Source organism: Sphaerotilus sp. (genome assembly GCF_034519685.1).
In the GTDB taxonomy this organism is placed as follows: Bacteria; Pseudomonadota; Gammaproteobacteria; order Burkholderiales; family Burkholderiaceae_C; genus Sphaerotilus.
The window spans coordinates 1,849,140-1,871,451 of the sequence record NZ_JAXHOF010000006.1 but is presented as its reverse complement, the minus strand read 5'-3'; the positions used below and the strand labels follow the sequence as shown (position 1 = coordinate 1,871,451).

The following is a 22,312-nucleotide window of genomic DNA, read 5'->3' as shown; positions in this document are numbered from 1 at the left end:
CCTTGCGGGGAACACCCCGGATAATCGCCGCCCATGACACGCCCTCTGCGCCTCGCCGCCCTCGCCCCCGTGATGGCCACCCTGGCCGCCTGCACGACGCTGCCCAGCGACCGCCTGCCGCCGGCCCCCGCGCCCGCGCCGGTGATCACGCTGCCGTCCACGCCGGTGCCGTCACCTGCGCCGTCCACGACGCCGGCCCCTGCCCCGCTGCCGCTGCCCGCCCCCGTGCCGCCGCCACCGCCTGCCCTGCCGCCACTGCCCCCGGCGCCCCCTCCGCCGCCCGCGCCTCCGCCGGTCAGCGCCGCTGAGGTGCGGGCCGTCGCGCTGCGCGTGCTGCCGCCGAACATCCCCGACCGCAGCGCCTGGGCTGACGACATCGCCACCGCCTTCGCCGCGCTGTCCATTCCGGCGCAGGCGCACAAGGTCTGCGCGCTGGCCGCCGTGATCGAGCAGGAATCGACCTGGCAGGCCGATCCACCGGTGACCAACCTGTCGACAATCGCCAAAGCCGAACTCGACAAGAAACGGGCACGCTTCGGCATCCCGAAAGCCGTGATGGACCTGGCGCTGTCGAAGACCTCGCCGGATGGCCGCACCTACCAGCAGCGGCTCGACCGCCTGCGCACGGAGCGCGAGCTGTCGATGCTCTACGAGGACATGATCCGCGAGATCCCGATGGGCGCACAGCTCGTCGGTGGCCAGAACCCGGTGCGCACGGGCGGCTCCACCCAGGTCAGCGTCGCCTTCGCCACCGAGCTGATGCGCGACCGGCCCTACCCGTGGCGGCCGGCCGGCACGCCACGCGAAGAGGTCTTCAAGCGCCGCGGCGGGCTGTATTTCGGCGCGGCGATGCTGCTGGACTACCCCGTGTCGTACAACCGCATGCTCTACCGCTTCGCCGACTACAACGCCGGCCGCTACAGCAGCCGCAACGCCGCCGTGCAGTCGCTGCTGACCCAGTTGACTGGCCAGAAGCTCGACCCGGACGGCGACCTGCTGCGCTACAAGGGCGGCGAGCCGGTGTCACCACGCACCGAGCCGAGCCAGGCGTGGCGCGCACTGCTGGCGCTGCAGGCCGAGCTGGGCGTGAACGCCGCGCAGATCGAGCGGGATCTGCGGCTGGAGAAACGCTTCGAGTTCGAGCAGTCGCCGACCTACCGGCGCCTCTACCAGCTCGCCGACAGGCGCGGCTTGAAACCCGCCCGTGAGCAGTTGCCCGACATCGACCTGAACAGCCCGAAGATCACGCGCAAGCTGACGACCGCGTGGTTCGCGGACCGCTGCGAGGCACGGTATCGCACCTGTCTGGCGCGGGACGCGGCGCTGTCGGCGATGTCGCCAGCCAGCGATCCGCGGCCCTGACAAGGGCGTGCAAGGACTATCCCGGATAGCCCTTGCCGACCCTGCCCCCGGGCGCGCATGCTGACGGCATGGAGCACTCCGACCCCCCACCCTCCGCAGCCGACACCGGCGACATCACCCGCTCTCCGATCGCGCAGCGCATCGACTGGCTCTTCGAGCTTGCGCGCCGCCATGCACGCGACTACGCATCGTCGGGTTCATGGCTGGCACGCCAGTGTCATCTGGCCCGGCACCCGACCGCCATCACGGTGCTCAAGTGCATGGACGGACGGATCAACATCTCGGTGGCCACCCAGTCTCCGCCGGGCATCATCCAGCCCTTTCGCAACCTCGGTGGCATGTTCGATCTGGGCTGGCCTCACCTGGGCGAAACCCTGGTCGGCCACGTCAGCAAGGTGGTCGCCACGGGTCGGCAGATGCTGATGATGATCACCTACCACTACTCCAAGGGCGACCCCGGGCGGGGCTGCGCCGGCTTCCACTACCGCACGCAGGACGCCCGCGCCCACACCTTCCGCATCCGCGACCAGGTGCAGATCCTGTTCGGTGGTGCGGGATCGGCCGGCATCACGGTCTATCCGCTGGTCTGCGGTTTCGAGACCGATGAGGATGCGCTGATGCTGCACGCCCCGGACGGACGCACCTTGTCCATGGCCGACCTGCACCCCGACGAGACCGAGCACCTGCCCCGCCACCTCGCGGCACTGCTGCCCGACATGCCGACGCGGATGCGCGACGACTTGCTGCCGCTGCTGCGCGGCAACCTGGCCCACATCCACACGCTGCGTGGCCGGGTCCGCACCCTCGACATCGAGCACCGGGAGTGGGTGATCTGCCTCGGCCGCGGCTTCGACTGGCTGCACACCCCGAACCTGGCCCTGATCATCGGCCCCTACAGCCCCAACCTCGAAGGTCCGATCCTGCAGGCCGCCGGCATCATCCGCGCCAACATGCGTGCCGGCCGCATCCCGGACGATGGCTTTCTGCTGCTCACCTCGGTGCCGTACGAAGAGGTCGGCGTCGACAGGGCCCGGGCGGTGCTCAAGTCCAGCTTCATGTCCCGGTTCGCGGCCGAGGCCATCGCCCACCACCAGCCCGAGCAGGTCCGCAAGATGACGGTGCGAAGCTCGGTGTTGAACTGGGGGTCACGCAGCCTGGAGTTGCTCGGGCCGGACGACGTACTGATCGAGCAGGACATGTACGCCGAGGACGCCGCGCGCCGCATCGCCGACGCCGCGGTGGCCGGGCTCGGCCGCGTGGACATCCTCGTCAACAACGCCGGTGGCTCGCGCAGCTTCAAGGAGCTGCGCGTCAGCGAGGAGCAGTGGCAGGAGGCGATCACGCTGAACTTCCACCGCCCGCGCCAGCTCGGCGACGCGCTGATCGACCAGATGATCGCCGGCCGCTGGGGCCGGATCATCAACATCACGGGCAAGAGCGAGCCGGAGCACATCAACGGCGCCTTCTGCGCAAAAGCCGGGATGCACAGCTGGGCAAAGGGCCTGAGCCGCATGGTCGGCCCGCACGGCATCACGGTGAACTGCATCCCGCCAGGGCGCATCCATTCCGAACAGATCTTCCGCAATTACACGCCCGAGTACCGGCAGTGGCAGTGCGAGAACGAAATTCCCGCGGGCCGCTACGGCGAGCCGGAAGACCTGGCGAACCTGGTGTGCTTCCTGAGCAGCCCGCTGGCGAGCTACATCACCGGCACGGTGATCCCGGTCGACGGGGGCCTGCGCCGCTACCAGTTCTGAACCGAGCCGGGCCCCAGACACTGGACCGCCCCACGACAACGAGGAGACAAGCCATGACCATCGACCGCCGCCACTTCCTGTCCGCCACCGCGGCACTCGCCCTGCCCGGGCTCGCCACGGCGCAGGCCACCGCCTCGGGCTGGCCGAAGCAATCGGTCCGCTTCGTCGTGCCGTTCGCACCCGGTGGCACCTCGGAGATCGTCGCGCGCACCGTCGCCCACGAACTGACGAAGCAGCTCGGCCAGACCGTGTTCGTGGACAACAAGGGCGGCGGCGCCGGCATCCCGGCGATGCAGGAGGTCGCCAAGGCCACGCCGGACGGCCACACGATCATCCTCGGCCACGTCGGCTCGCTGGCGGTGAACCCGTACATCTTCCCGAACCAGCCCTATGACGTGAACAAGGATTTCATCCCGGTCACGCTGCTGGCCAAGGTGCCCAATCTGTTCGTGGTCCACCCGGACGTGCCGGCCAAGGACTTCAAGGAGTTCGTCGCCTACGTGAAGAAGAACCCCGGCCAGCTCAACTACGGCTCGGCCGGCAACGCCAGCGCGGGGCACCTGGCGATGGAGTACCTGAAGCTGGTCACGGGCATGTTCATCACCCACATCCCCTACCGCGGCACCGGCCAGCAGCTCACCGATCTGCTCGCCGGGCGCACGCAGGCCAGTTCGGCCGGGCTGCCCGCGATGCTGCCGCACATCAAGTCGGGCAAGCTGCGCGCCATCGCCGTCGGCACGCCGCAGCGGCTGGCGGCATTGCCAGACGTGCCGACCGTGGCCGAAATGGGCTTCAAGGACTTCGAGACTTCGCAGTGGTACGGCATCCTGGCGCCCGCCGGCACCCCTGCCGACGTCGTGAAGAAGCTCCAGGAGGAATCGCTGAAGGCGCTGAAGTCGAACTCGGTGACCGAGCGGTTCACCGCCGATGGTGCGACGGGTGGCGGCGGACCCTCCAGCGAATTCGCGGCCTACATCGCGCAGCAGCAGAAGATCTGGAAAGAGATCGTCAAGCGCGCCAGCATCAAGGCCGACTGAAACGCAACGGATGCCCACGATGGTCGATGTGCTCGTGATCGGCGGCGGCAACGCCGCGCTGTGTGCCGCGCTGATGGCACGCGAAGCCGGGGCGTCGGTGCTGCTGCTCGAAGCCGCTCCACGCGCGCTGCGTGGCGGCAACTCCAGCCACACCCGCAACCTGCGCTGCATGCACGACGCGCCGCAGGACGTGCTGGTCGAGGCCTACCCGGAAGAGGAGTTCTGGCAAGACCTGCTGAAGGTCACCGCCGGCAAGACCGACGAACACCTCGCCCGGCTGGTGATCCGCGCCTCGTCGAACTGCCGCGACTGGATGCGCTCGCACGGGGTGCATTTCCAGCCCTCGCTGTCGGGGGCGCTGCACACGGCGCGCACCAACGCCTTCTTCATGGGTGGCGGCAAGGCGCTGGTGAATGCCTACTACCGCAGCGCCGAGCGGCTGGGCGTACAGATCCGCTACGAGGCGCCGGTGGACCGGATCGAGCTGGACGGTGACCGCTTCGCTGCGGCCTGGGTCGGCGACGAGCGCATCACGGCGCGGTCGTGCGTGCTGGCGTGCGGCGGCTTCGAGTCGGACCGGGGCTGGCTGCGCGAGGCGTGGGGCCAGAACGCGCGCGGCGAATGGCCGGCAGACAACTTCCTGATCCGCGGCACCCGCTTCAACCAGGGCACGCTGCTGCGCGAGATGCTCGCCCACGGCGCGGACCCGATCGGCGACGCCACGCAGGCGCACATGGTCGCCATCGACGCCCGCGCCCCGCTCTACGACGGCGGCATCTGCACGCGCATCGACTGCGTGTCGCTGGGCGTGGTCGTCAACCGCGAGGCGCGGCGCTTCTACGACGAGGGCGAGGACTTCTGGCCCAAGCGCTACGCGATCTGGGGCCGCCTCGTCGCCCAGCAGCCGGGCCAGGTCGGCCACTGCGTGATCGACGCCAAGGCGCTCGGGCGGTTCATGCCCCCAGTGTTCCCCGGCAAGAAAGCCGACACCCTGCCCGACCTCGCCCGCCAGCTCGGCCTGGACGAAGCCACCTTCATGCAGACCCTCGACGACTACAACCGCGCCTGCCGCGTCGGCACCTTCGACCACACCCGGCTCGACGACTGCCACACCGACGGCGTCGCCCCCGCCAAGACCCACTGGGCGCGGCCGATCGACACGCCGCCGTTCTACGGCTACACGCTGCGCCCCGGCGTCACCTTCACCTACCTCGGGCTGAAGACCGACGACCAGGCCGCGGTGCATTTTGGTGGTCGGCCGAGCGACAACCTGTTCGTGGCCGGCGAGATGATGGCCGGCAACGTGCTCGGCCAGGGCTACACGGCCGGCGTGGGCATGTCGATCGGCACGGCCTTCGGTCGCATCGCCGGCACCTCCGCGGCCCGCAGCGCGCTGGCCGGACTGGGGCAGCGCAAAGGAGCCGTCCATGCAGACGCTTGAAGCGCTGACCCGCGACGCGCTGGCGCTCGGGCGCGGCGAGTTCGTCCCCGCCACGCCGCAGACCGACGAGGTGGCGCGCGTGATGGGCATCTGCAACGCCTGCCGCTACTGCGAGGGCTTCTGCGCGGTGTTCCCGGCGATGACGCGGCGGCTCGACTTCACGCCGACAGACGCGCACTACCTCGCCAACCTCTGCCACAACTGCGGCGCCTGCCTGCACGCCTGCCAGTACGCGCCGCCGCACGAATTCGCGCTGAACGTGCCGAAGGCGATGGCCGAGCTGCGCGTGCAGACCTACGCCGACCACGCCTGGCCACCTGCGCTGGGCGCGCTCTACCAGCGCAGCGGGCTGACGGTGGCACTGGCGCTGGCGGGCGGGCTCGCGCTGTTCCTGGTGATGGTGCTGGCGATGACCGGCGGCCTCTGGCATGCGCCGATGGCGGGCAACTTCTACGCCGTGTTCCCGCACAACCTGCTGGTGGGCATGTTCGCGCCGGTGTTCGGCTGGGCGGTGCTGACGCTGGCGATGGGGGTGCGGCGCTTCTGGCGCGGCGTGTCACCGGGGGCAGCGAGTGGCGCGGCGGTGGCCGAGGCCACACACGATGCGCTGCGGCTGAAATACCTGGACGGCGGGCACGGCCAAGGCTGCAACAACGACGACGACCGCTTCACGCTGTGGCGCCGCCGCTGGCACCACGCCACGTTCTACGGTTTCCTGCTGTGTTTTGCCTCGACCAGCGTGGCGACGCTCTACCACTACCTGCTCGGGCTGCAGGCGCCCTACCCGCTCACCAGCCTGCCGGTGCTGCTGGGCACGCTGGGCGGGATCGGGCTGCTGGTCGGGCCGGCGGGGCTGCTGTGGCTGAACCTGCGGCGCGACCCGCTGCACGGCGACCCGGCGCAGCGGCCGATGGACCGGGGTTTCCTCGTGCTGCTGTTCCTCGTCAGCCTGACGGGGCTGGCGCTGCTGGTCGGGCGCGACACAGGGGCGATGGCCGCGCTGCTGGCGGTCCACCTCGGGGTGGTGATGGCGTTCTTTGCGACGATGCCGTATGGCAAGTTCGCGCATGGGGTGTACCGGACTGCCGCGCTGCTCAAATACGCCATCGAGAAGCGGCAGCCGAACACGCTCGGGCTGGGCGAGGACTGACCCGCCCCGGGTTCAGCCCACCGGCTCCAACACCCAGCGCCCCTCGCCCGTGAAGGTGAGCGCCTGGTCATGGAACCCGGCCAGCGTCTGCCGATGGCCGATGCTCACGAGGATGGCCGCCGGCAGGTGGGTGCGCAACAGGCCGTAGAGGGCGTGCTCCAGTCCGGCGTCGGTGGCCGAGGTGGCCTCGTCGAGGAAGATGATCGCCGGCCGGTTCGCCAGCGCCCGCCCGAAGGCCAGCCGCTGCTGCTCGCCCGGCGAGAGCACCTGGGACCAGTCCTGCACGACGTCGAGCTGGTCGATGAGCTGGCCGAGCTGCACCTGGGTCAGCACCTGCCGCGCCACGTCATCCGCCACCGTGTCCGCCGGATAGGCCAGCGCCGCCCGCAGGCTGCCCACCGGCAGGTACGGCCGCTGCGACAGGAACAGGCTGGCCGCGCCGGTCGGGCGCTCCGATTCGCCGGTCGAGAACGGCCACAGCCCGGCCAGCGTGCGCAGCAGCGTCGTCTTGCCCGAGCCGGACGGGCCGCGGATCAGCAGCGCCTGCCCGGCCGCCAGCGTCAGGTTCAGGTCAGTCAGCAGCGCTCGGCCATCCGGGCGATTCACCGTCAGGTCACGGGTCACCAGGGCCGAGGCGTTCTCCTTGACCACCGGCAGCGACAGCTTCGCCGACGCCGCCACGTTCTGCTCGAAGCCGCTCAGCCGGTCCAGTACCGCGCGGTAGCCCGCGAAGCTGTCATAGGAGCTGCGGAAGAAGGACAGCGCATCCTCCACCTGCCCGAAGGCCTGGCTGGTCTGCATCACGTCGCCGAGCTTGATGGTGCCGGCGAACAGCCGCGGCGCCTGGATGATGAAGGGGAAGATCACCGCGATCTGGCTGATGACGAGGTTGTAGCCGTCGAGCTTGAGCGAGCGCCACAGGGTGTCCCAGGCATTGCCGATCACCGCCGTGAAGCTCTTCAGCAGGCCCCGGCGCTCCACCGCCTCGCCGCGGTACAGGGCGATGCTCTCGCCGTATTCGCGCATGCGCACCAGCAGGTAGCGGTAGTTGGCGGTGAACTTCTCGTTGAGGAAGTTCAGCTCGATCAGCGGCCGGCCGATCCGGAAGGCGAACACCGACGCCGCAATCACGTAGACATAGACGAGGAATACCATCGCACGCGGCACCTCGGTGCCGAACACCGTCATCGACGCCGACAGGTTCCACAGGATGCCGGTGAACTCGTACATCGACACCACGGCGCTGACCAGCCCGAGCGCCAGCGTCAGCGTGGTGGTGATGAGCGAGGTCACGTCCTGCTGGATGCGCTGGTCGGGGTTGTCCACCGACGGCTCGGCGAAGCGACCGAGGTAATAGGACTGCCCGCCGAGCCACTCGGACACCGTGCGGTCGTTGAGCCACTGGCGCCAGTGGATGGTGAAGGCGCTGCGGAGGTAGGACGTCACCAGCGCGCGGACCACGTGGATCGCCGCCAGGATGCCGAACAGGTTGAGGCTGAACCAGAACTTGGGCTGGTCGAGCGCCTGCAGCGCGCTGTAGAAATCGTTGTACCAGTACGAGAACAGCACGTTCATGCGCACCGAGAACAGCGTGAACAGCAGCAGCAGCGCCACCCCCAGCAGCGGCCGCCAGCTCCGTTTCGGCGAGAAGTAGGCGCCGCTGAGCGACCAGAACTGCCGCCCCCAGACTGTCCAGCGCGCCAGCGCCGCCATCACGAGCACAAAGACCACCAGCGTGATGGCAAAGGTCTTGCCGAGCCAGATGGCGCTGTTGAGAAGCTCTTGGTTCCAGTTCATCCCGATAGTCTACGGGCGATCCGTGGACGAAAAAAAAGGAGCCGTACCCGGCTCCTTCCTGTCTCGCGGGGCTTCCCGGATCAGGCGGCGTTGGCCTTCTCGTAGGCGGCCATGCCGTTGACGATCTCGGCCTTGGCTGCGTCCGGGCCTTCCCAGCCCTTGACCTTGACCCACTTGTTCGGCTCCAGGTCCTTGTAGTGCTCGAAGAAGTGCTGGATGGCCTTCAGGCGCATCTGGTTGATGTCTTCCGGCTTCTGCCAGTGGGTGTAGATCGGCAGGATCTTGTCGATCGGCACGGCCAGCAGCTTGGCGTCGCCGCCCGCTTCGTCGTCCATCTGCAGCACGCCGATGGCGCGACAGGTCACGACCACGCCCGGGGTCAGGGCGAACGGCGTGATCACCAGCACATCCACCGGATCGCCGTCATCGGCCAGCGTGCGCGGGATGTAGCCGTAGTTGCACGGATAGTGCATCGCGGTCGTCATGAAGCGGTCGACGAACAGCGCGCCGCTCTCCTTGTCCACTTCGTACTTGATCGGATCGGCGTTCATCGGGATCTCGATGACGACGTTGAATTGCTCGGGGGCTTTCGCGCCGGGGGTGACGTTGTGCAGGCTCATGTGGGAGTTTTTCCGAGTGGGGACGAACAATGCCCGGGATTCTACGGGGCGCGCTTGCACCGACCTTGCGCGGCGAGCGATCTGCGGTGACCGTTGACCAACACACCGCCCCGAAATCGTGCGGGCCGTGCTGGAAAACACCATGCTGGCGTGATTGTTTTAACGATTTACTTCTTCTACGATGCCCGCAGGCGCCGGCCCTCGGCGAATGACATCCCGTGCAGAGATTGCAGAGTTCGACGACCCACCCCACGAGGAAGGAGACTCCGATGTCCATGACCACCGCGCTCATTGCAGCGCTGTTGTGCGGCCTGGCGGCTGTGCTGTACGGCTTCCTCACCCGAAGCTGGATCCTCAAACAGGACGCGGGCAACGCCCGCATGCAGGAGATCGCCGCCGCGATCCAGCAAGGTGCCGCCGCCTACCTCGCCCGCCAGTACCGCACCATCGCCATCGTCGGGGTGGTGCTGGCGGTGCTGATCGGGCTGTTCATCGGCCTGCCGACGGCCGTGGCGTTTGTCATCGGCGCGCTGCTGTCGGGGGCCTGCGGGTTCATCGGCATGAACGTGTCGGTGCGGGCCAACGTCCGCACCGCGCAGGCCGCCACCAAGGGCATGAACGAGGCGCTGAACGTCGCGTTCAAGGGCGGTGCGATCACCGGGATGCTGGTGGTCGGGCTCGGGCTGCTGGGCGTGGGCATCGTGTTCTGGGTGCTGACCGCCGGGGCCACGTCCGACGCAGCCGGGCTGTCCACGGCGCTGAAGCCGCTGATGGGGCTGGCCTTCGGCGCGTCGCTGATCTCGATCTTCGCCCGGCTCGGCGGCGGCATCTTCACCAAGGGCGCCGACGTCGGCGCCGATCTGGTGGGCAAGGTCGAGGCCGGCATCCCCGAGGACGACCCGCGCAACCCGGCGGTCATCGCCGACAACGTGGGCGACAACGTCGGCGACTGCGCCGGCATGGCCGCCGACCTGTTCGAGACCTATGCGGTGACGCTGATCGCCACGATGGTGCTGGGCGCGCTGCTGGTGACGGCCGCACCGATGGCGGCGGTGGTGTATCCGCTGCTGCTGGGCGGCGTGTCGATCATCGCGTCGATCATCGGCTGCAGCGTCGTCAAGGCCAGTCCGGGCATGAAGAACGTGATGCCCGCGCTCTACAAGGGACTGATCGTCGCGGGCGTGCTGTCGCTGGTGGCGTTCTACTTCGTCACCGTCGCGGTTGTCCCCGACAACGCGCTGGGCGGCACGGGCGCGCAGATGCGGCTGTTCGGCGCCTGCGTCGTCGGCCTGCTGCTGACCGCGGCGATGGTCTGGATCACCGAGTACTACACCGGCACGCAATACCCCCCGGTGCAGCACGTCGCCCAGGCCTCCACCACCGGCCACGGCACCAACGTCATCGCCGGCCTCGGCGTGTCGATGCGCTCGACGGCGTGGCCGGTGCTGTTCGTGTGCCTGGCGATCCTGGCGGCGTTTCAACTGGGCGGCCTGTACGGCATCGCCATCGCCGCGACCTCGATGCTGAGCATGGCCGGCATCGTCGTGGCCCTGGACGCCTACGGCCCGATCACCGACAACGCCGGCGGCATCGCCGAAATGGCCGAGATGCCCAAGTCGGTGCGCGACATCACCGACCCGCTCGACGCCGTCGGCAACACGACCAAGGCGGTCACCAAGGGCTATGCGATCGGCTCGGCCGGTCTGGCGGCGCTGGTGCTGTTCGCCGACTACACGCACGCGCTCGAAGCGCGCGGGCTGCACATCAGCTTCGACCTGTCCAACCACATGGTGATCGTGGGGCTGTTCATCGGCGGCCTGATCCCCTACCTGTTCGGCGCGATGGCGATGGAAGCGGTCGGCCGTGCCGCGGGCAGCGTGGTCGAGGAGGTGCGCCGGCAGTTCCGCGACATCCCCGGGATCATGCAGGGCACTGCCAAGCCGGAGTACGGCCGCGCGGTGGACATGCTGACGAGCGCGGCGATCAAGGAAATGATCGTGCCGAGTCTGCTGCCGGTGGTCGTGCCGGTGGTGGTGGGGCTGCTGCTCGGGCCGGCGGCGCTGGGCGGGCTGCTGATGGGCACGATCGTGACGGGGCTGTTCGTGGCAATCTCGATGTGCACCGGCGGCGGCGCCTGGGACAACGCCAAGAAGTACATCGAGGACGGCCACCACGGCGGCAAGGGCAGCGATGCGCACAAGGCCGCCGTCACCGGCGACACCGTGGGCGACCCGTACAAGGACACCGCCGGCCCCGCCATCAACCCGCTGATCAAGATCATCAACATCGTGGCGCTGCTGATCGTGCCGCTGCTGTCGGGGGGCTCGGCGCCGGTCGCCAAGGTGGAGGCAGCGCCCGCGGTCGCCGCGGCACCGGTGGCGGCCGAGGCCGATGCGGCTTCGATCAAGGTCGAGAACGGCATCGTGAAGTTCTACTTTGCTTCGGGTGCTGCAGCACTGGCGGACGGCGCCCCGGCCGCACTGACCGATGTGGTCAAGGCGGTCGGTGACGGCAAGACCGCCGTGGTCAGCGGCTACCACGACGCCAGCGGCGATCCGGCACAGAACGCCGAACTGGCCAAGCAGCGCGCCTTCGCGGTACGCGATGCCCTCAAGGCACTGGGTGTGGCCGAGGAGAAGGTGGAGCTGAGCAAGCCGGCCGAATCCACCGGCAGCGGCTCGGCGGCCGAGGCGCGCCGGGTCGAGGTGACACTGAAATGAGATCCAGCGCCTGAACTGCGCTGAACTGTGTAGTACCGAGCCAACAGATTCGCCGCACCGCCGGGCCTGTTGGCCTGCGGTTGCTTCATTCTGGGACACCTCGTTCACGCTTCCTGACGCCGAGATTTCAGATCCGCGCACAGCAAGTCTCAGGCAGCACCGACCTTGGGGATTTGCCGGCTTGATTCACGACAACTTGCGATTCATCCTTCCGAAAAAGCAGCGCAGGCATACAATGCTGCACTGCAACATAACCGCCCGCCACCCTCTCGGTGACGAAGCCCCCCGGTAGTCAGAGGAATCGCAATGCTTTACCAACTCTACGAAACCCAACGCGCGTTGCTCAGTCCGTTTGCCGAATTCGCCAGCGCCACCGGCAAGCTGTACAGCCACCCGCTGTCGCCTTTCGCCCAGGCCCCCGGTTCGCAACGGATGGCTGCCGGCTTTGACCTGATGCACCGCCTGACCAAGGAATACGAGAAGCCCGCCTTCGGCATCAACTCGGTCCAGGTCGACGGCATCGACGTCGCGGTGCAGGAACAGGTGATCCAGTCCAAGCCGTTCTGCCGCCTGCTGCGCTTCAAGCGCTACACCGACAACGCGCAGATGCTGGAGCGCATGCGTGCGCAGCCGATCGTGCTGGTCGTGGCCCCCCTGTCCGGCCACCACTCGACATTGCTGCGCGACACCGTGCGCACGCTGCTGCAAGACCACAAGGTCTACATCACCGACTGGGTCGACGCCCGCATGGTGCCGCTGTCGGACGGTGAATTCCACCTGGCCGACTACATCGGCTATGTGCAGGACTTCATCCGCCTGCTCGGCACGGAAGTGAACGTGATCTCGGTGTGCCAGCCGACGGTGCCGGTGCTGGCCGCGATCTCGCTGCTGGCCTCGCGTGGCGAGTTCACGCCACGCACGATGACGATGATGGGCGGCCCGATCGACGCCCGCAAGAGCCCGACCGCGGTGAACAACCTGGCGATGAACCGCAGCCACGACTGGTTCGAGCAGAACGTGATCTACCGCGTCCCACAGAATTTCCCGGGCGCCGGCCGCCGCGTCTACCCCGGCTTCATGCAGCACACGGGTTTCGTCGCGATGAACCCGGATCGCCACGCCAATTCGCACTGGGATTACTTTCTCGACCTGGTGCGCGGCGCTGACGACAGCGCCGAGTCGCACCGCCAGTTCTACGACGAGTACAACGCCGTCCTTGACATGGACGCCAACTATTACCTGCAGACCATCCGCACCGTGTTCCAGGACTTCTCGCTGGTGTACGGCACCTGGAACGTCAACGGTGAACTGGTGCGTCCGCAGGACATCAAGACCACCGCACTGCTGACGGTCGAAGGCGAGCTGGACGACATCTCCGGCGCCGGCCAGACCGAAGCGGCACACGGGCTGTGCAGCGGCATCCCCGAGGACCGCCGCCAGCACTATCTGGTGCAGGGCGCTGGTCACTACGGCATCTTCTCCGGCCGCCGCTGGCGCGAGAAGGCGTACCCGGAGGTGCGCAAGTTCATCCTGCAGCATCAGCAGCCCGTCGTGGTGGCAGAGCCTGAGCCCATGGCCGCCGCCCCAGCCGCATCGGCGCCAGCAGCGCCAGCGAAGGGCAAGAAGTCCACCGCGACCAGCTGATCCGACCACGAAGACAATTCGCTCTGCGACACAATGCGGGGCCGGGAATTCCCGGCCCCGCTTTTTTCATGCCGCAGCGATGACTGCGCGGCACTGCCCCATGCATCCCAGCCTAGCCGACCAGATTGACGCCCTGCTGCCGCAAACCCAGTGCACCCGCTGCGGCTACCCGGACTGCCGTGCGTACGCCCAGGCCATCGCGGAGGGACAGACCGACATCAACCGCTGCCCGCCAGGCGGCACGGAAGGCGTGGTCCGGCTGGCTGCGCTGACCGGACGTGCTGCGCTGCCGCTGGACGAGACCTGCGGCACCGAGGGGCCCTTGACGGTCGCCGTCATCGACGAGCAATGGTGCATCGGCTGCACGCTGTGTGTCAGCGCCTGTCCGGTCGACTGCATCATCGGCGCACACAAGCAGATGCACACGGTGCTCGAATCGGTCTGCACGGGATGCGAGCTGTGCCTGCCCGCGTGCCCGGTGGACTGCATTTCGCTGGAAGTCGTCACGCCCGGACGCACAGGCTGGCAGGCCTGGACAGCGCAGCAAGCCTCGCAAGCCCGCACACGCTATCTCGATCGACTCCAGCGGCGCAGCAGTGCCGGTGTTCGGCATGCCGAGCAAATGGAACACAAGGCGCGCCACAAGCTGGAACACCTGGACGCACTCACACGCCACACCGAGGTTCCCGGAGAAGTCGAGCGCAAGCGATCCGTCATCGAAGCGGCACTGGCACGTGCCCGGGAACAGAGGCTGCCAAAAACCGTGCTATAGTTTTGGCTGTTGTGTCGGGGGGGTAGCTCAGCTGGGAGAGCGTCGCGTTCGCAATGCGAAGGTCGGGAGTTCGATCCTCCTCCTCTCCACCATCACAACGTTCAACGCAAGCCAATACAAAATACAAAAAAGCCCTTGAGCAGCAACTCAAGGGCTTTTTGCGTTGTGGTGGACCGATGTATCAGGCGGCGCGCGTGGTGTCGCGAACCTCGCGGCGACGGCGCCAGGCCAGCAGGCCAGCACCCGCGGTGAGCATCAACAGGGACGTCGGCTCTGGAACAGGGGCCGCGATCGCCTCGAACGCGATGCTATCGAAATAGGCCCGGGTCGGCGCGCCGGTATAGGACCCAAACAGGGAGGCGGTGCTCGGTGTGGCCGCCCAGACGTCACTCACGATGTAGCCTTCCGCCGTCGGCAGCGTGCCGCCGAACACACTGAACACTTCCGCATTGTCGACGTACCAGCGCAGAGACCCTGCATTCCAGTCGAATGCGTAGGTATGCAGGCCTGCCGAAGCATTGAAACCGAGGTCCACGGTGTGGTACTGGGCGCCTGTGCCGGACAGGAAATAGCTCACCTGCAGGCGGGTCGGATCCTCCCCCTGGATGTGCATGCCGACCAGATCGGTTGGTGTACCGACGCCTGTCCCGGTGTACTTCATGAAGTCCGTGACCACGCCATTGCCGGATGCAGCCTTCAGCACAGCGGTGTAGCGCCCGAAGCCGTAGGTGTCATTGCTGACAAGCTGCCCCGAAGCCGATGGGCGACCGGCACACTGTTCAGGCGCCGTCGCACAGGGCTGGGTGTTCAGGCGCAGTTCCAGCTGACCGGCCGCAAAGGCGATGTGGTCCGCGCGCCAGACGTTGTTCACGGGCTCGCCCGCATACACGCCGTTGGTCCGGGACCAGCGGACCGTGTCCTCGCTGGAGAAGCCGTCAAAGAAGGACGCGCCCCCCGCATGGACCAGTCCCGACACCGGGAGCAGGGCCAGAGCGAGCAACTTGAACGAGCGGTGATAAATGGACATGAGTGGGTGCGATCTGGGTTACTTTGACCGATCTGAAAAAATCAGACCGTGCTGATACCCCCAAGACTAGGCATTGCCTGCCTGCTCCACACCCCCCCGAACGGGGACTTTCACGCCCATTCAGGCCGGCAATCTTGACTGATGTGAAAAATTCACACCGCAAATGTTCCAGATTTCCCGCGAGCACCCTGGTGCCCGGGCCTGTACAAGGCCCGCTGACGTCAGCGGCGTGCGCCGCCTTGCGACGGCATGGGTCCACGACGCTCGATGTGCCGGAAGGTTATGCGGCCCTTCGACATGTCGTAGGGCGACAGTTCCAGCGACACGGCATCCCCGGCAAGGATGCGGATGTGGTGCTTGCGCATCTTGCCGGAGGTGTAGGCGATCAGTTGGTGACCGTTCTCCAGGGTCACGCGAAAACGCGAATCGGGGAGCACCTCGGTGACGCTGCCATTCATGGCGATCAGTTCTTCTTTGGCCAAACGGGGCCTCCTGTGAAATGGATGAAATTCAGGATCAAGACACGAGCCCGACAGGCGAGCCCGTTGCCGAAGCGATCCGGCGGTAGTGCAGCAGTCGGCCGCTGTACGCACTCTCCGTCGCCGACAAGCGGCGGCAGATCGGTGTTTCGTGCAGCGCATAACCCATCGCCGCCATGCGGCGGTGAAACGGCGATCGGTTGCCACGGTTGGGATCAATGATCATCACCTCGCACACGGGAGCCCCGTGGCGACCGATGAAGGACGACAGCACCCCTGCATCGTCCCGCTCGTAGAGCACGTCGCTGCCGATGATCAGGTCGAACAGTCCCTCGACGCTCGGCCCGAACTCGGTTGACGCCTCCTGCGCCCCCCAATGCCCGTGGCAATACGGCATTGGTGGCAGTTCGTTCAACTTCAGATTCTCGCGCAGAAAACCACCCGCCAGAGGGTGACAGTCGCTTGCGGTGACATCGCTGCCACGCCGGTGCATCACCAGACTGGCCAATCCCAGGCCACACCCGATTTCGAGGATGCGCTCGGACGCCAGCAGCGGCCGGATGGCCATGGCCGCCGCCAGTTGCAGCCCCGACGGCCACACCAGCCCGAACAGCGGCCAGGCAGCGGACGAGATGCCCAGCCTTTCGGCTGCGCCCACCGGGTCGGAGAACTGCTGACGGTCCAGCAACGAACGGATGTTGAGTGCCGCCGCACCGACCACCGCGATGGTCTCGTGCTTGAGCAGGTATCCCGGCATGCGGGGCGTGTCCTCTTGGGCCGCCGAGACCCGACAGACAGGGACACGGCCAGTGAATGGGCACCCACGCCAGTGGCGAGTGCGACGCAAAAACAAAACCGCTGCAGAGTCGAAACGACTTTGCAGCGCCAGCGTGCAGTTTACTCTTGCAATGTCATCTTGACAAATTGGCAGACCCGACCGTCATTTCGAGCGGACAGTCAGTTGCGCGCAGATGTTGCGCCCGGTGACCGTGAGCCGCAGGCTGCCGCCATGCCATTCCATCCAGTTCAGCGCCACATAGGACTCGATGAGCGCGCTGTCGATCAAGTCGGCCCGTCGTCGCCGGAGGAATTCGACGGTGGGCAGCAACGCTGCCCGCAGCAGATCTTCGTGCGTTCGCTGCACATGCACGTCCCGTCCCTTCTGGGCGGAGGGGGCCCGTGAACCGGTCATGGTGCTCTCCAGTCGTTGGGGGACCATAGCACCATTCATGCCCGGCGGGCCTCGGCACGCGCCCTAAGGTGCGTCCAGGTACCGCTCGATCAGGCTGAAGAAACGGTCGTAGAACGCCCCGGCTGGGATGGTCTCGCTGGCCACCTTGACCAGCGAGTCGTCGCTGGAGGACACCGGCAGCGACAGCGAACCGATCGCGCTGACGCCCAGGCTGGCCGAGTTGGGGTTCTTCTTCAGCGAATAGCGGTCCTGCACCGCGTTGACGAAGGCGATCGTCGAGGGCGGATCGCTGGCGGCCGAGGCCGCCGGAGTCACCTCCGGCACGCAGACGATGTGGAACTCGATCTGCACATGCACCTCGGCCTCCGGCTGGAAGCTCTTGCGGCCGTTGACTGCATCCGACCGGGCCGAGGTGATGACATAGCCCTGGCTCAGCAGCGCGCGGCGCGCAGCCTCGCAGGTGCCGGTCACCGGGCTGGTGAACACCCGCGAAAAGGTCTCGGTCGAGGCGAAGGCCTCGTTCAGGTAGACGCGGTTCGCGGACTTGCTGGCCGTGCTCGGCGCGCCCACACACCCGCCCAGCGCGACCGCCGCCAGCAGCAGCGCCCCTGGCAGACAGCGGCGTGCGGACAGCAGCATGGCGGGCGGTCTGCCTGCGTCAGCGGGCCGGGCGACGCCCGCCCGCACGGGGCTTGGCGGCCGGCTTTTCCGGGGTGGCAGATTCCGGCGCGGCGGTGAACAGCTTGGCGGCGCGGCTCTTGATCTCCAGCAGCTCGCTCGGCGTGACCGCGTAGCGCGCGGCCATCACGTCCACCGTGATGCTGAACTCGACATCCTTCTTGCCGTTGGTCAGCAGGCCGGAGGTGAACTCGTAGTCCTCGTCGTGGGCGGGGAAACCGTCGGCCTCCAGGTCATGGTCCTCATAGCGGACATTGCCGATCTCGCCGCTGGCCATGTCCAGCAGCCCAGTGGACTTGATGATCGAGTCGGACAGCTCGTCGATGATGACGATGGGCAGTTTCAGGTCCATGTGCGAGAGGTTCAATTGAAGGCGCCGGATGATGCCACATCGCACAATGCGCCCCATGACCCGCGCGCCCCGCCTCCGCCCATGACCCGATTGATCGTCGGCCCCTTCAACCGCGTCGAGGGCGACCTCGAAGTCCGGCTCGACCTCGCCGACGGCCGGGTACGCTCGGCCGAGGTCTCGGCGCCGATGTACCGCGGCTTCGAGCAGATCCTGGTCGGCCGCCCGGCGCACGACGCGCTGGTGATCGTGCCGCGGATCTGCGGCATCTGCTCGGTGTCGCAGTCGGTGGCGGCGGCGCAGGCGCTGGCTGATCTTGCCGGAACCACGCCGCCACCGAACGGGCTGCTGGCCACCAACCTGATGCTGGCCTGCGAGAACCTGGCCGACCACCTGACGCACTTCTACCTGTTCTTCCTGCCGGACTTCACCCGCGAGGTCTACGCCACGCGGCCCTGGTACGCCGAGGCACGCCGCCGCTTCGCCGCGCTGTCGCCGGACGGCGCCGGCGATCACCACCGCCTGGCCACCGCCGCCCGCCAGCGCTGGTTCACGCTGCTGGGCACACTCGGCGGCAAGTGGCCGCACACCGGCAGCATCGAGCCCGGCGGCTCGGCACGGGCGATCGACGCGGCCGAGCGGCTGCGGTTGCTGGCCAAGGTGCGCGAGTTCCGCGGCTTCCTGGAGCGCACGCTGTTCGGCGCGCCGCTGGAGGCCATCGGCGCGGTGGCGAGCGAGGCCGAACTGCAGCAGTGGCACGCCCAGGCGCCGATGGGCGGCGACCTGCGCGCGTTCCTGACGATCTCGGCGGACCTGGGGCTGGACACGCTCGGCGTCGGGCCGGGGCGCTACCTGAGCCACGGTGCCTACCGGCAACCGGACGGCGCGCTGGCCTTCCCGCGCGGGCTGTGGCGCGCCGACACGGGCCGGCTGGCGCCGCTCGACCTGTCGGCGATCACCGAGGACGTGACCCACGCCTGGCTGGAGGACGGCGGCGCGCCGGCGCGCCACCCGGCCCGCGGCCTGACGCTGCCCGACGCCGACAAGCCCGACGCCTACACCTGGAACAAGGCGCCGCGGCTGGCCGGCGAGGTGGTCGAGACCGGCGCCCTCGCCCGCCAGCTCGCCGACGGGCAGCCGCTGGTGCGCGACGCCGTGGCGCGGGTCGGCGGCACGGTTCACACGCGGGTGCTGGCGCGGCTGGTGGAGCTGGCGCGGGTGGTGCCGATGATGGAGCGCTGGCTGATGGCGATCGTGCCGCGCGAGCCGTTCTGCCACGCCGCCCCGCTGCCGGACGAGGGCGAAGGGGTCGGCCTGACCGAAGCGGCGCGCGGCGCGCTCGGCCACTGGGTCAGCGTGCGCGGCGGGCGCCTGGCCCACTACCAGATCATCGCGCCGACGAGCTGGAACTTCTCGCCCCGCGACGCCAGCGGCACGCCCGGCGCGCTGGAGGCCGCGCTCGAAGGCGCGCCGGTCCGGCCGGGCGAGACCTCGCCGGTGTCGGTGCAGCACATCGTGCGCTCCTTCGATCCGTGCATGGTCTGCACGGTGCATTGACAACCCCGCCCGGCCTCACGCCATGCCCGATCGCGAACGTCCGCCCTCTTCCCTCTCCCGCCTGCCGGACCCGGCGCTGCCCGGCGCGGATGGCCCGGACGGTGTGGACGACAGCGCCTGGATGGACGTGATCCACAAGATGGACGAGGTCTACTCGCAGCTCGTCGCCGACGAGATCGCGCTGGAGGAGAAAAACGCGCAGCTGGAGCAGTCGCAGCAGTTCATCTTCAGCCTGCTGACCGCGATGAGCGACGTGCTGGTGGCCTGCAACAGCGCGGGCGAGATCGAGGAGACCAACGCCGCGCTGTGCGAGTTGACCGGGCGCGGCGACGACGCGCTGCGCGGCGCACCGGTCACGTCGCTGATGGCGGACGAGGTCGGCGCGGCCCGCATCCGCCACGCCATGAGCACGCCCGCTCTGCAGCGCGGCGGCACGGTGATCGAGGTCGAGCTGCGCGACGCAGCCGGGCAGCCGGTGCCGGTGGACTTCAACTGCACGCCGCGGCTCGACGCCAGCGGGCGGCGCGTCGGGCTGGTCTTCGTCGGGCGGCCGATGGGCGAACTCAAGCGCGCCTACCACCAGTTGCGCGAGGCGCACGAGGCGCTCAAGCGCACGCAGCAGCAGCTCCTGCACTCCGAGAAGATGGCCTCGCTCGGCCGGCTGGTGGCGGGCGTGGCGCACGAGCTGAACAACCCGATCAGCTTCGTGCTCGGCAACGTGCATGCGCTGCAGCGCTACACCGAGCGGCTGCGGCGCTACCTCGGCGAGATCCATGCCGGCACGCCCGTGGACCACCTCGCGCCGATGCGCCGGCAACTGCGCATCGACCATGTGCTGGCCGACTTGCCCTCGCTGATGGAGGGCACGCTCGAAGGCGCGCAGCGCACCGCCGACATCGTGCAGGGCCTCAAGCGCTTCTCGGCGGCGGACCGGGGCGAGCGCGGCGCGGTGGCGCTCAACGAGGTGGTCGAGCAGGCGATCCACTGGGTACGCAAGGGCACGGCGCCGGGCTTCGACGTGCGCTGGTCACCGGGGCCGGACGCGACGGTCCAGGGCAGCGCGGGCCAGTTGCTGCAGGTGATGCTCAACCTGATCCAGAACGCCTGGGACGCCGCCAGCGGCGCCGGAGCCGCGCCGCCGACGCTGTGGATCACCAGCACGCTCGACGGCGCAACCGCCCGGCTGACCTTCCGCGACAACGGCCCCGGCATCGCGGACGAGCACCTGGGGCGGCTGTTCGACCCCTTCTTCACGACCAAGCCGGTCGGCAAGGGGACGGGGCTGGGGCTGTCGATCAGCTATGGGATCGTCGAGCAACATGGGGGGCGCCTACTCGCGGGGAATGGGCTGGATGGCGGGGCGGAGTTCGTGGTGGAACTGCCGGCGACATGACCGGCGAATAACCAGAACCGCCCCTCAACGCCCCCCCGCCGCGGTGGGCTCGGGTTCAGCCGGCGTCGGTTCCTTTTCGAAGTCCAGCGACATGAAGGCCGAGGACGGCGGCTCGCCGCGGTGGCTCTTGAGCTTGATCTGCAGGCGCAGCTCGTTGGCGGAATCGGCATTGCGCAGCGCGTCGTCGAAGCTGATCAAGCCCTCGTTGTACAGCTCGTACAAGGCCGCGTCGAAGGTACACATGCCCAGCTCGCGCGAGCGGGCCATGACCGATTTGATCTCGTTGAACTCGCCTTTGAAGATGCGGTCGGCGATGGTCGGCGTGTTGAGCAGGATCTCGATCGCCGCCGCCCGACCGTGGCCGTCCTCGCGGCGGATCAGGCGCTGGGAGACGATGGCGCGCAGGTTGGCGGACAGGTCCATCAGCAGTTGCGCGCGCCGCTCCTCGGAGAAGAAGTTGATGATGCGCTCGATGGTCTGGCTGGCGCTGTTGGCGTGCAGCGTGCCCAGGCACAGGTGGCCCGTCTCGGCGAAGGCGATCGCGTGCTCCATCGTCTCGGCGTCGCGGATCTCGCCGATCAGGATCACGTCGGGCGCCTGGCGCAGCGTGTTCTTCAGCGCGTGGTGCCACGACTTGGTGTCCACGCCCACCTCGCGGTGGGTGACCAGCGACTTGCGCGAGGCGTGGACATACTCGACCGGGTCTTCGACGGTGATGATGTGGCCGGCGGACTCGCGGTTGCGGTGGTCGATCATCGCGGCCAGCGTGGTCGACTTGCCCGACCCGGTGGCACCCACGACCAGCACCAGACCGCGCTTGTCCATCACCACGTCCTTGAGCTTGGGCGGCAGCTTGAGCTTGTCGATGTTCGGGATTTCCGACGCGATGGTGCGGATCACCATGCTGACGCTCTGCTGCTGGATGTAGACATTGACCCGGAACCGCGACACGCCGGGGACCGAGATGGCGAAGTTGCACTCCATCTCCGCCGCGAACTCGGCGCGCTGGGTGTCGTTCATCAGCGCCTGGGCGAGCCGGTGCGTGGTGTCCGCGTTGAGCTTCTGGGAGGTCAGCGGCTGCATGCTGCCGTGCGACTTGATGCTCGGCGGGAAGTCGGTGGCGATGAACAGGTCCGATCCCCCGGCGCGCACCATCGCGGCCAGCAGCTTGTGCATGTACGTGCGGGCTTGTTCTTCAGTCAGGGCGGACATGGTGCTCCATCACATGAGGGGCTGGGGCACACCGCCGCAGCGCAGCCGGGAGGTTGCCAGCGGGGTCAGGGATGGGATCGGCGGATAAGGCGGTGGAGAGCGGCGCGATCCATAATGGAACCATA

General features: G+C 68.1%; 19 protein-coding genes and 1 tRNA gene. 11 read left to right on the top strand and 9 right to left on the bottom strand.

The window, feature by feature from the left end; genetic code table 11:
* The first annotated feature begins 33 nt into the window (after positions 1–33).
* The 5 genes from U5O44_RS19465 (at position 34) to tcuB (ending at position 6,747) form a co-directional block, all read left to right on the top strand.
* Positions 34–1,362 (top strand): DUF1615 domain-containing protein, encoded by a 1,329-nt coding sequence (locus tag U5O44_RS19465; protein WP_322590046.1) that lies wholly within the window; start codon positions 34–36, stop codon positions 1,360–1,362.
* A 68-nt stretch (positions 1,363–1,430) separates the two neighbouring features.
* Positions 1,431–3,119, top strand: coding sequence for an SDR family oxidoreductase (locus U5O44_RS19460; RefSeq protein ID WP_322590045.1), 1,689 nt, complete (start codon positions 1,431–1,433; stop codon positions 3,117–3,119).
* Between the two features lie 53 nt (positions 3,120–3,172).
* Positions 3,173–4,156, top strand: coding sequence for a Bug family tripartite tricarboxylate transporter substrate binding protein (locus U5O44_RS19455; protein ID WP_322590044.1), 984 nt, complete (start codon positions 3,173–3,175; stop codon positions 4,154–4,156).
* Positions 4,157–4,175: 19 nt separating this feature from the next.
* On the top strand, positions 4,176–5,597 hold the full coding sequence (tcuA, locus tag U5O44_RS19450) for an FAD-dependent tricarballylate dehydrogenase TcuA (protein ID WP_322590043.1): 1,422 nt from the start codon (positions 4,176–4,178) through the stop codon (positions 5,595–5,597).
* Positions 5,584–6,747, top strand: a complete 1,164-nt coding sequence (gene tcuB / locus U5O44_RS19445) for a tricarballylate utilization 4Fe-4S protein TcuB (RefSeq protein WP_322590042.1) — start codon at positions 5,584–5,586, stop codon at positions 6,745–6,747. The genes tcuA and tcuB overlap by 14 nt, the downstream gene beginning before the upstream one ends.
* 12 nt (positions 6,748–6,759) lie before the next feature.
* On the opposite strand, the gene U5O44_RS19440 is transcribed toward tcuB, so the two are convergent.
* Together U5O44_RS19440 and ppa are read right to left on the bottom strand one after the other, a co-directional pair.
* Entirely contained in the window at positions 6,760–8,544 is a 1,785-nt protein-coding gene (locus U5O44_RS19440) for an ABC transporter ATP-binding protein/permease (RefSeq protein WP_322590041.1), read from the bottom strand.
* An 80-nt stretch (positions 8,545–8,624) separates the two neighbouring features.
* On the bottom strand, positions 8,625–9,164 hold the full coding sequence (gene ppa, locus U5O44_RS19435) for an inorganic diphosphatase (RefSeq protein WP_322590040.1): 540 nt from the start codon (positions 9,162–9,164) through the stop codon (positions 8,625–8,627).
* Positions 9,165–9,433: 269 nt separating this feature from the next.
* Between ppa and U5O44_RS19430 the strand changes: the two genes are divergently transcribed.
* The 4 genes from U5O44_RS19430 (at position 9,434) to U5O44_RS19415 (ending at position 14,392) form a co-directional block, all read left to right on the top strand.
* Complete coding sequence (locus tag U5O44_RS19430; protein WP_322590039.1) at positions 9,434–11,884, top strand: sodium-translocating pyrophosphatase; 2,451 nt, start codon at positions 9,434–9,436, stop codon at positions 11,882–11,884.
* A 306-nt stretch (positions 11,885–12,190) separates the two neighbouring features.
* The gene (locus tag U5O44_RS19425; protein ID WP_322590038.1) at positions 12,191–13,528 is read left to right on the top strand and encodes a polyhydroxyalkanoate depolymerase; all 1,338 of its coding nucleotides are present in this window, start codon (positions 12,191–12,193) and stop codon (positions 13,526–13,528) included.
* A 100-nt stretch (positions 13,529–13,628) separates the two neighbouring features.
* On the top strand, positions 13,629–14,300 hold the full coding sequence (gene rsxB, locus U5O44_RS19420; RefSeq protein ID WP_322590037.1) for an electron transport complex subunit RsxB: 672 nt from the start codon (positions 13,629–13,631) through the stop codon (positions 14,298–14,300).
* Between the two features lie 16 nt (positions 14,301–14,316).
* Positions 14,317–14,392: transfer RNA gene (locus U5O44_RS19415), tRNA-Ala, on the top strand.
* A gap of 89 nt (positions 14,393–14,481) precedes the next feature.
* Here U5O44_RS19415 and U5O44_RS19410 read toward each other — a convergent pair.
* From U5O44_RS19410 to U5O44_RS19385, 6 genes are all read right to left on the bottom strand, one after another.
* Positions 14,482–15,327, bottom strand: a complete 846-nt coding sequence (locus U5O44_RS19410) for a family 16 glycosylhydrolase (protein WP_322590036.1) — start codon at positions 15,325–15,327, stop codon at positions 14,482–14,484.
* Between the two features lie 221 nt (positions 15,328–15,548).
* A complete protein-coding gene (infA, locus tag U5O44_RS19405; RefSeq protein ID WP_322590035.1) occupies positions 15,549–15,809 on the bottom strand; it encodes a translation initiation factor IF-1 in 261 nt (86 codons plus the stop codon).
* A 34-nt stretch (positions 15,810–15,843) separates the two neighbouring features.
* Complete coding sequence (locus U5O44_RS19400) at positions 15,844–16,563, bottom strand: class I SAM-dependent methyltransferase (RefSeq protein ID WP_322590034.1); 720 nt, start codon at positions 16,561–16,563, stop codon at positions 15,844–15,846.
* Positions 16,564–16,746: 183 nt separating this feature from the next.
* Positions 16,747–16,998, bottom strand: a complete 252-nt coding sequence (locus U5O44_RS19395; protein ID WP_322590033.1) for a hypothetical protein — start codon at positions 16,996–16,998, stop codon at positions 16,747–16,749.
* 63 nt (positions 16,999–17,061) lie between these two features.
* A complete protein-coding gene (locus U5O44_RS19390) occupies positions 17,062–17,637 on the bottom strand; it encodes a DUF2242 domain-containing protein (protein WP_322590032.1) in 576 nt (191 codons plus the stop codon).
* 19 nt (positions 17,638–17,656) lie between these two features.
* Positions 17,657–18,028, bottom strand: a complete 372-nt coding sequence (locus tag U5O44_RS19385) for a hypothetical protein (RefSeq protein ID WP_322590031.1) — start codon at positions 18,026–18,028, stop codon at positions 17,657–17,659.
* 81 nt (positions 18,029–18,109) lie between these two features.
* Here U5O44_RS19385 and U5O44_RS19380 point away from each other — a divergent pair, with 81 nt between their 5' ends.
* Entirely contained in the window at positions 18,110–19,582 is a 1,473-nt protein-coding gene (locus U5O44_RS19380; protein WP_322590030.1) for a nickel-dependent hydrogenase large subunit, read from the top strand.
* A gap of 22 nt (positions 19,583–19,604) precedes the next feature.
* Complete coding sequence (locus tag U5O44_RS19375) at positions 19,605–20,975, top strand: sensor histidine kinase (RefSeq protein ID WP_416222199.1); 1,371 nt, start codon at positions 19,605–19,607, stop codon at positions 20,973–20,975.
* A gap of 24 nt (positions 20,976–20,999) precedes the next feature.
* Here U5O44_RS19375 and U5O44_RS19370 read toward each other — a convergent pair whose 3' ends face one another.
* Positions 21,000–22,178, bottom strand: a complete 1,179-nt coding sequence (locus tag U5O44_RS19370) for a PilT/PilU family type 4a pilus ATPase (RefSeq protein WP_322590534.1) — start codon at positions 22,176–22,178, stop codon at positions 21,000–21,002.
* Positions 22,179–22,312 lie beyond the last annotated feature (134 nt).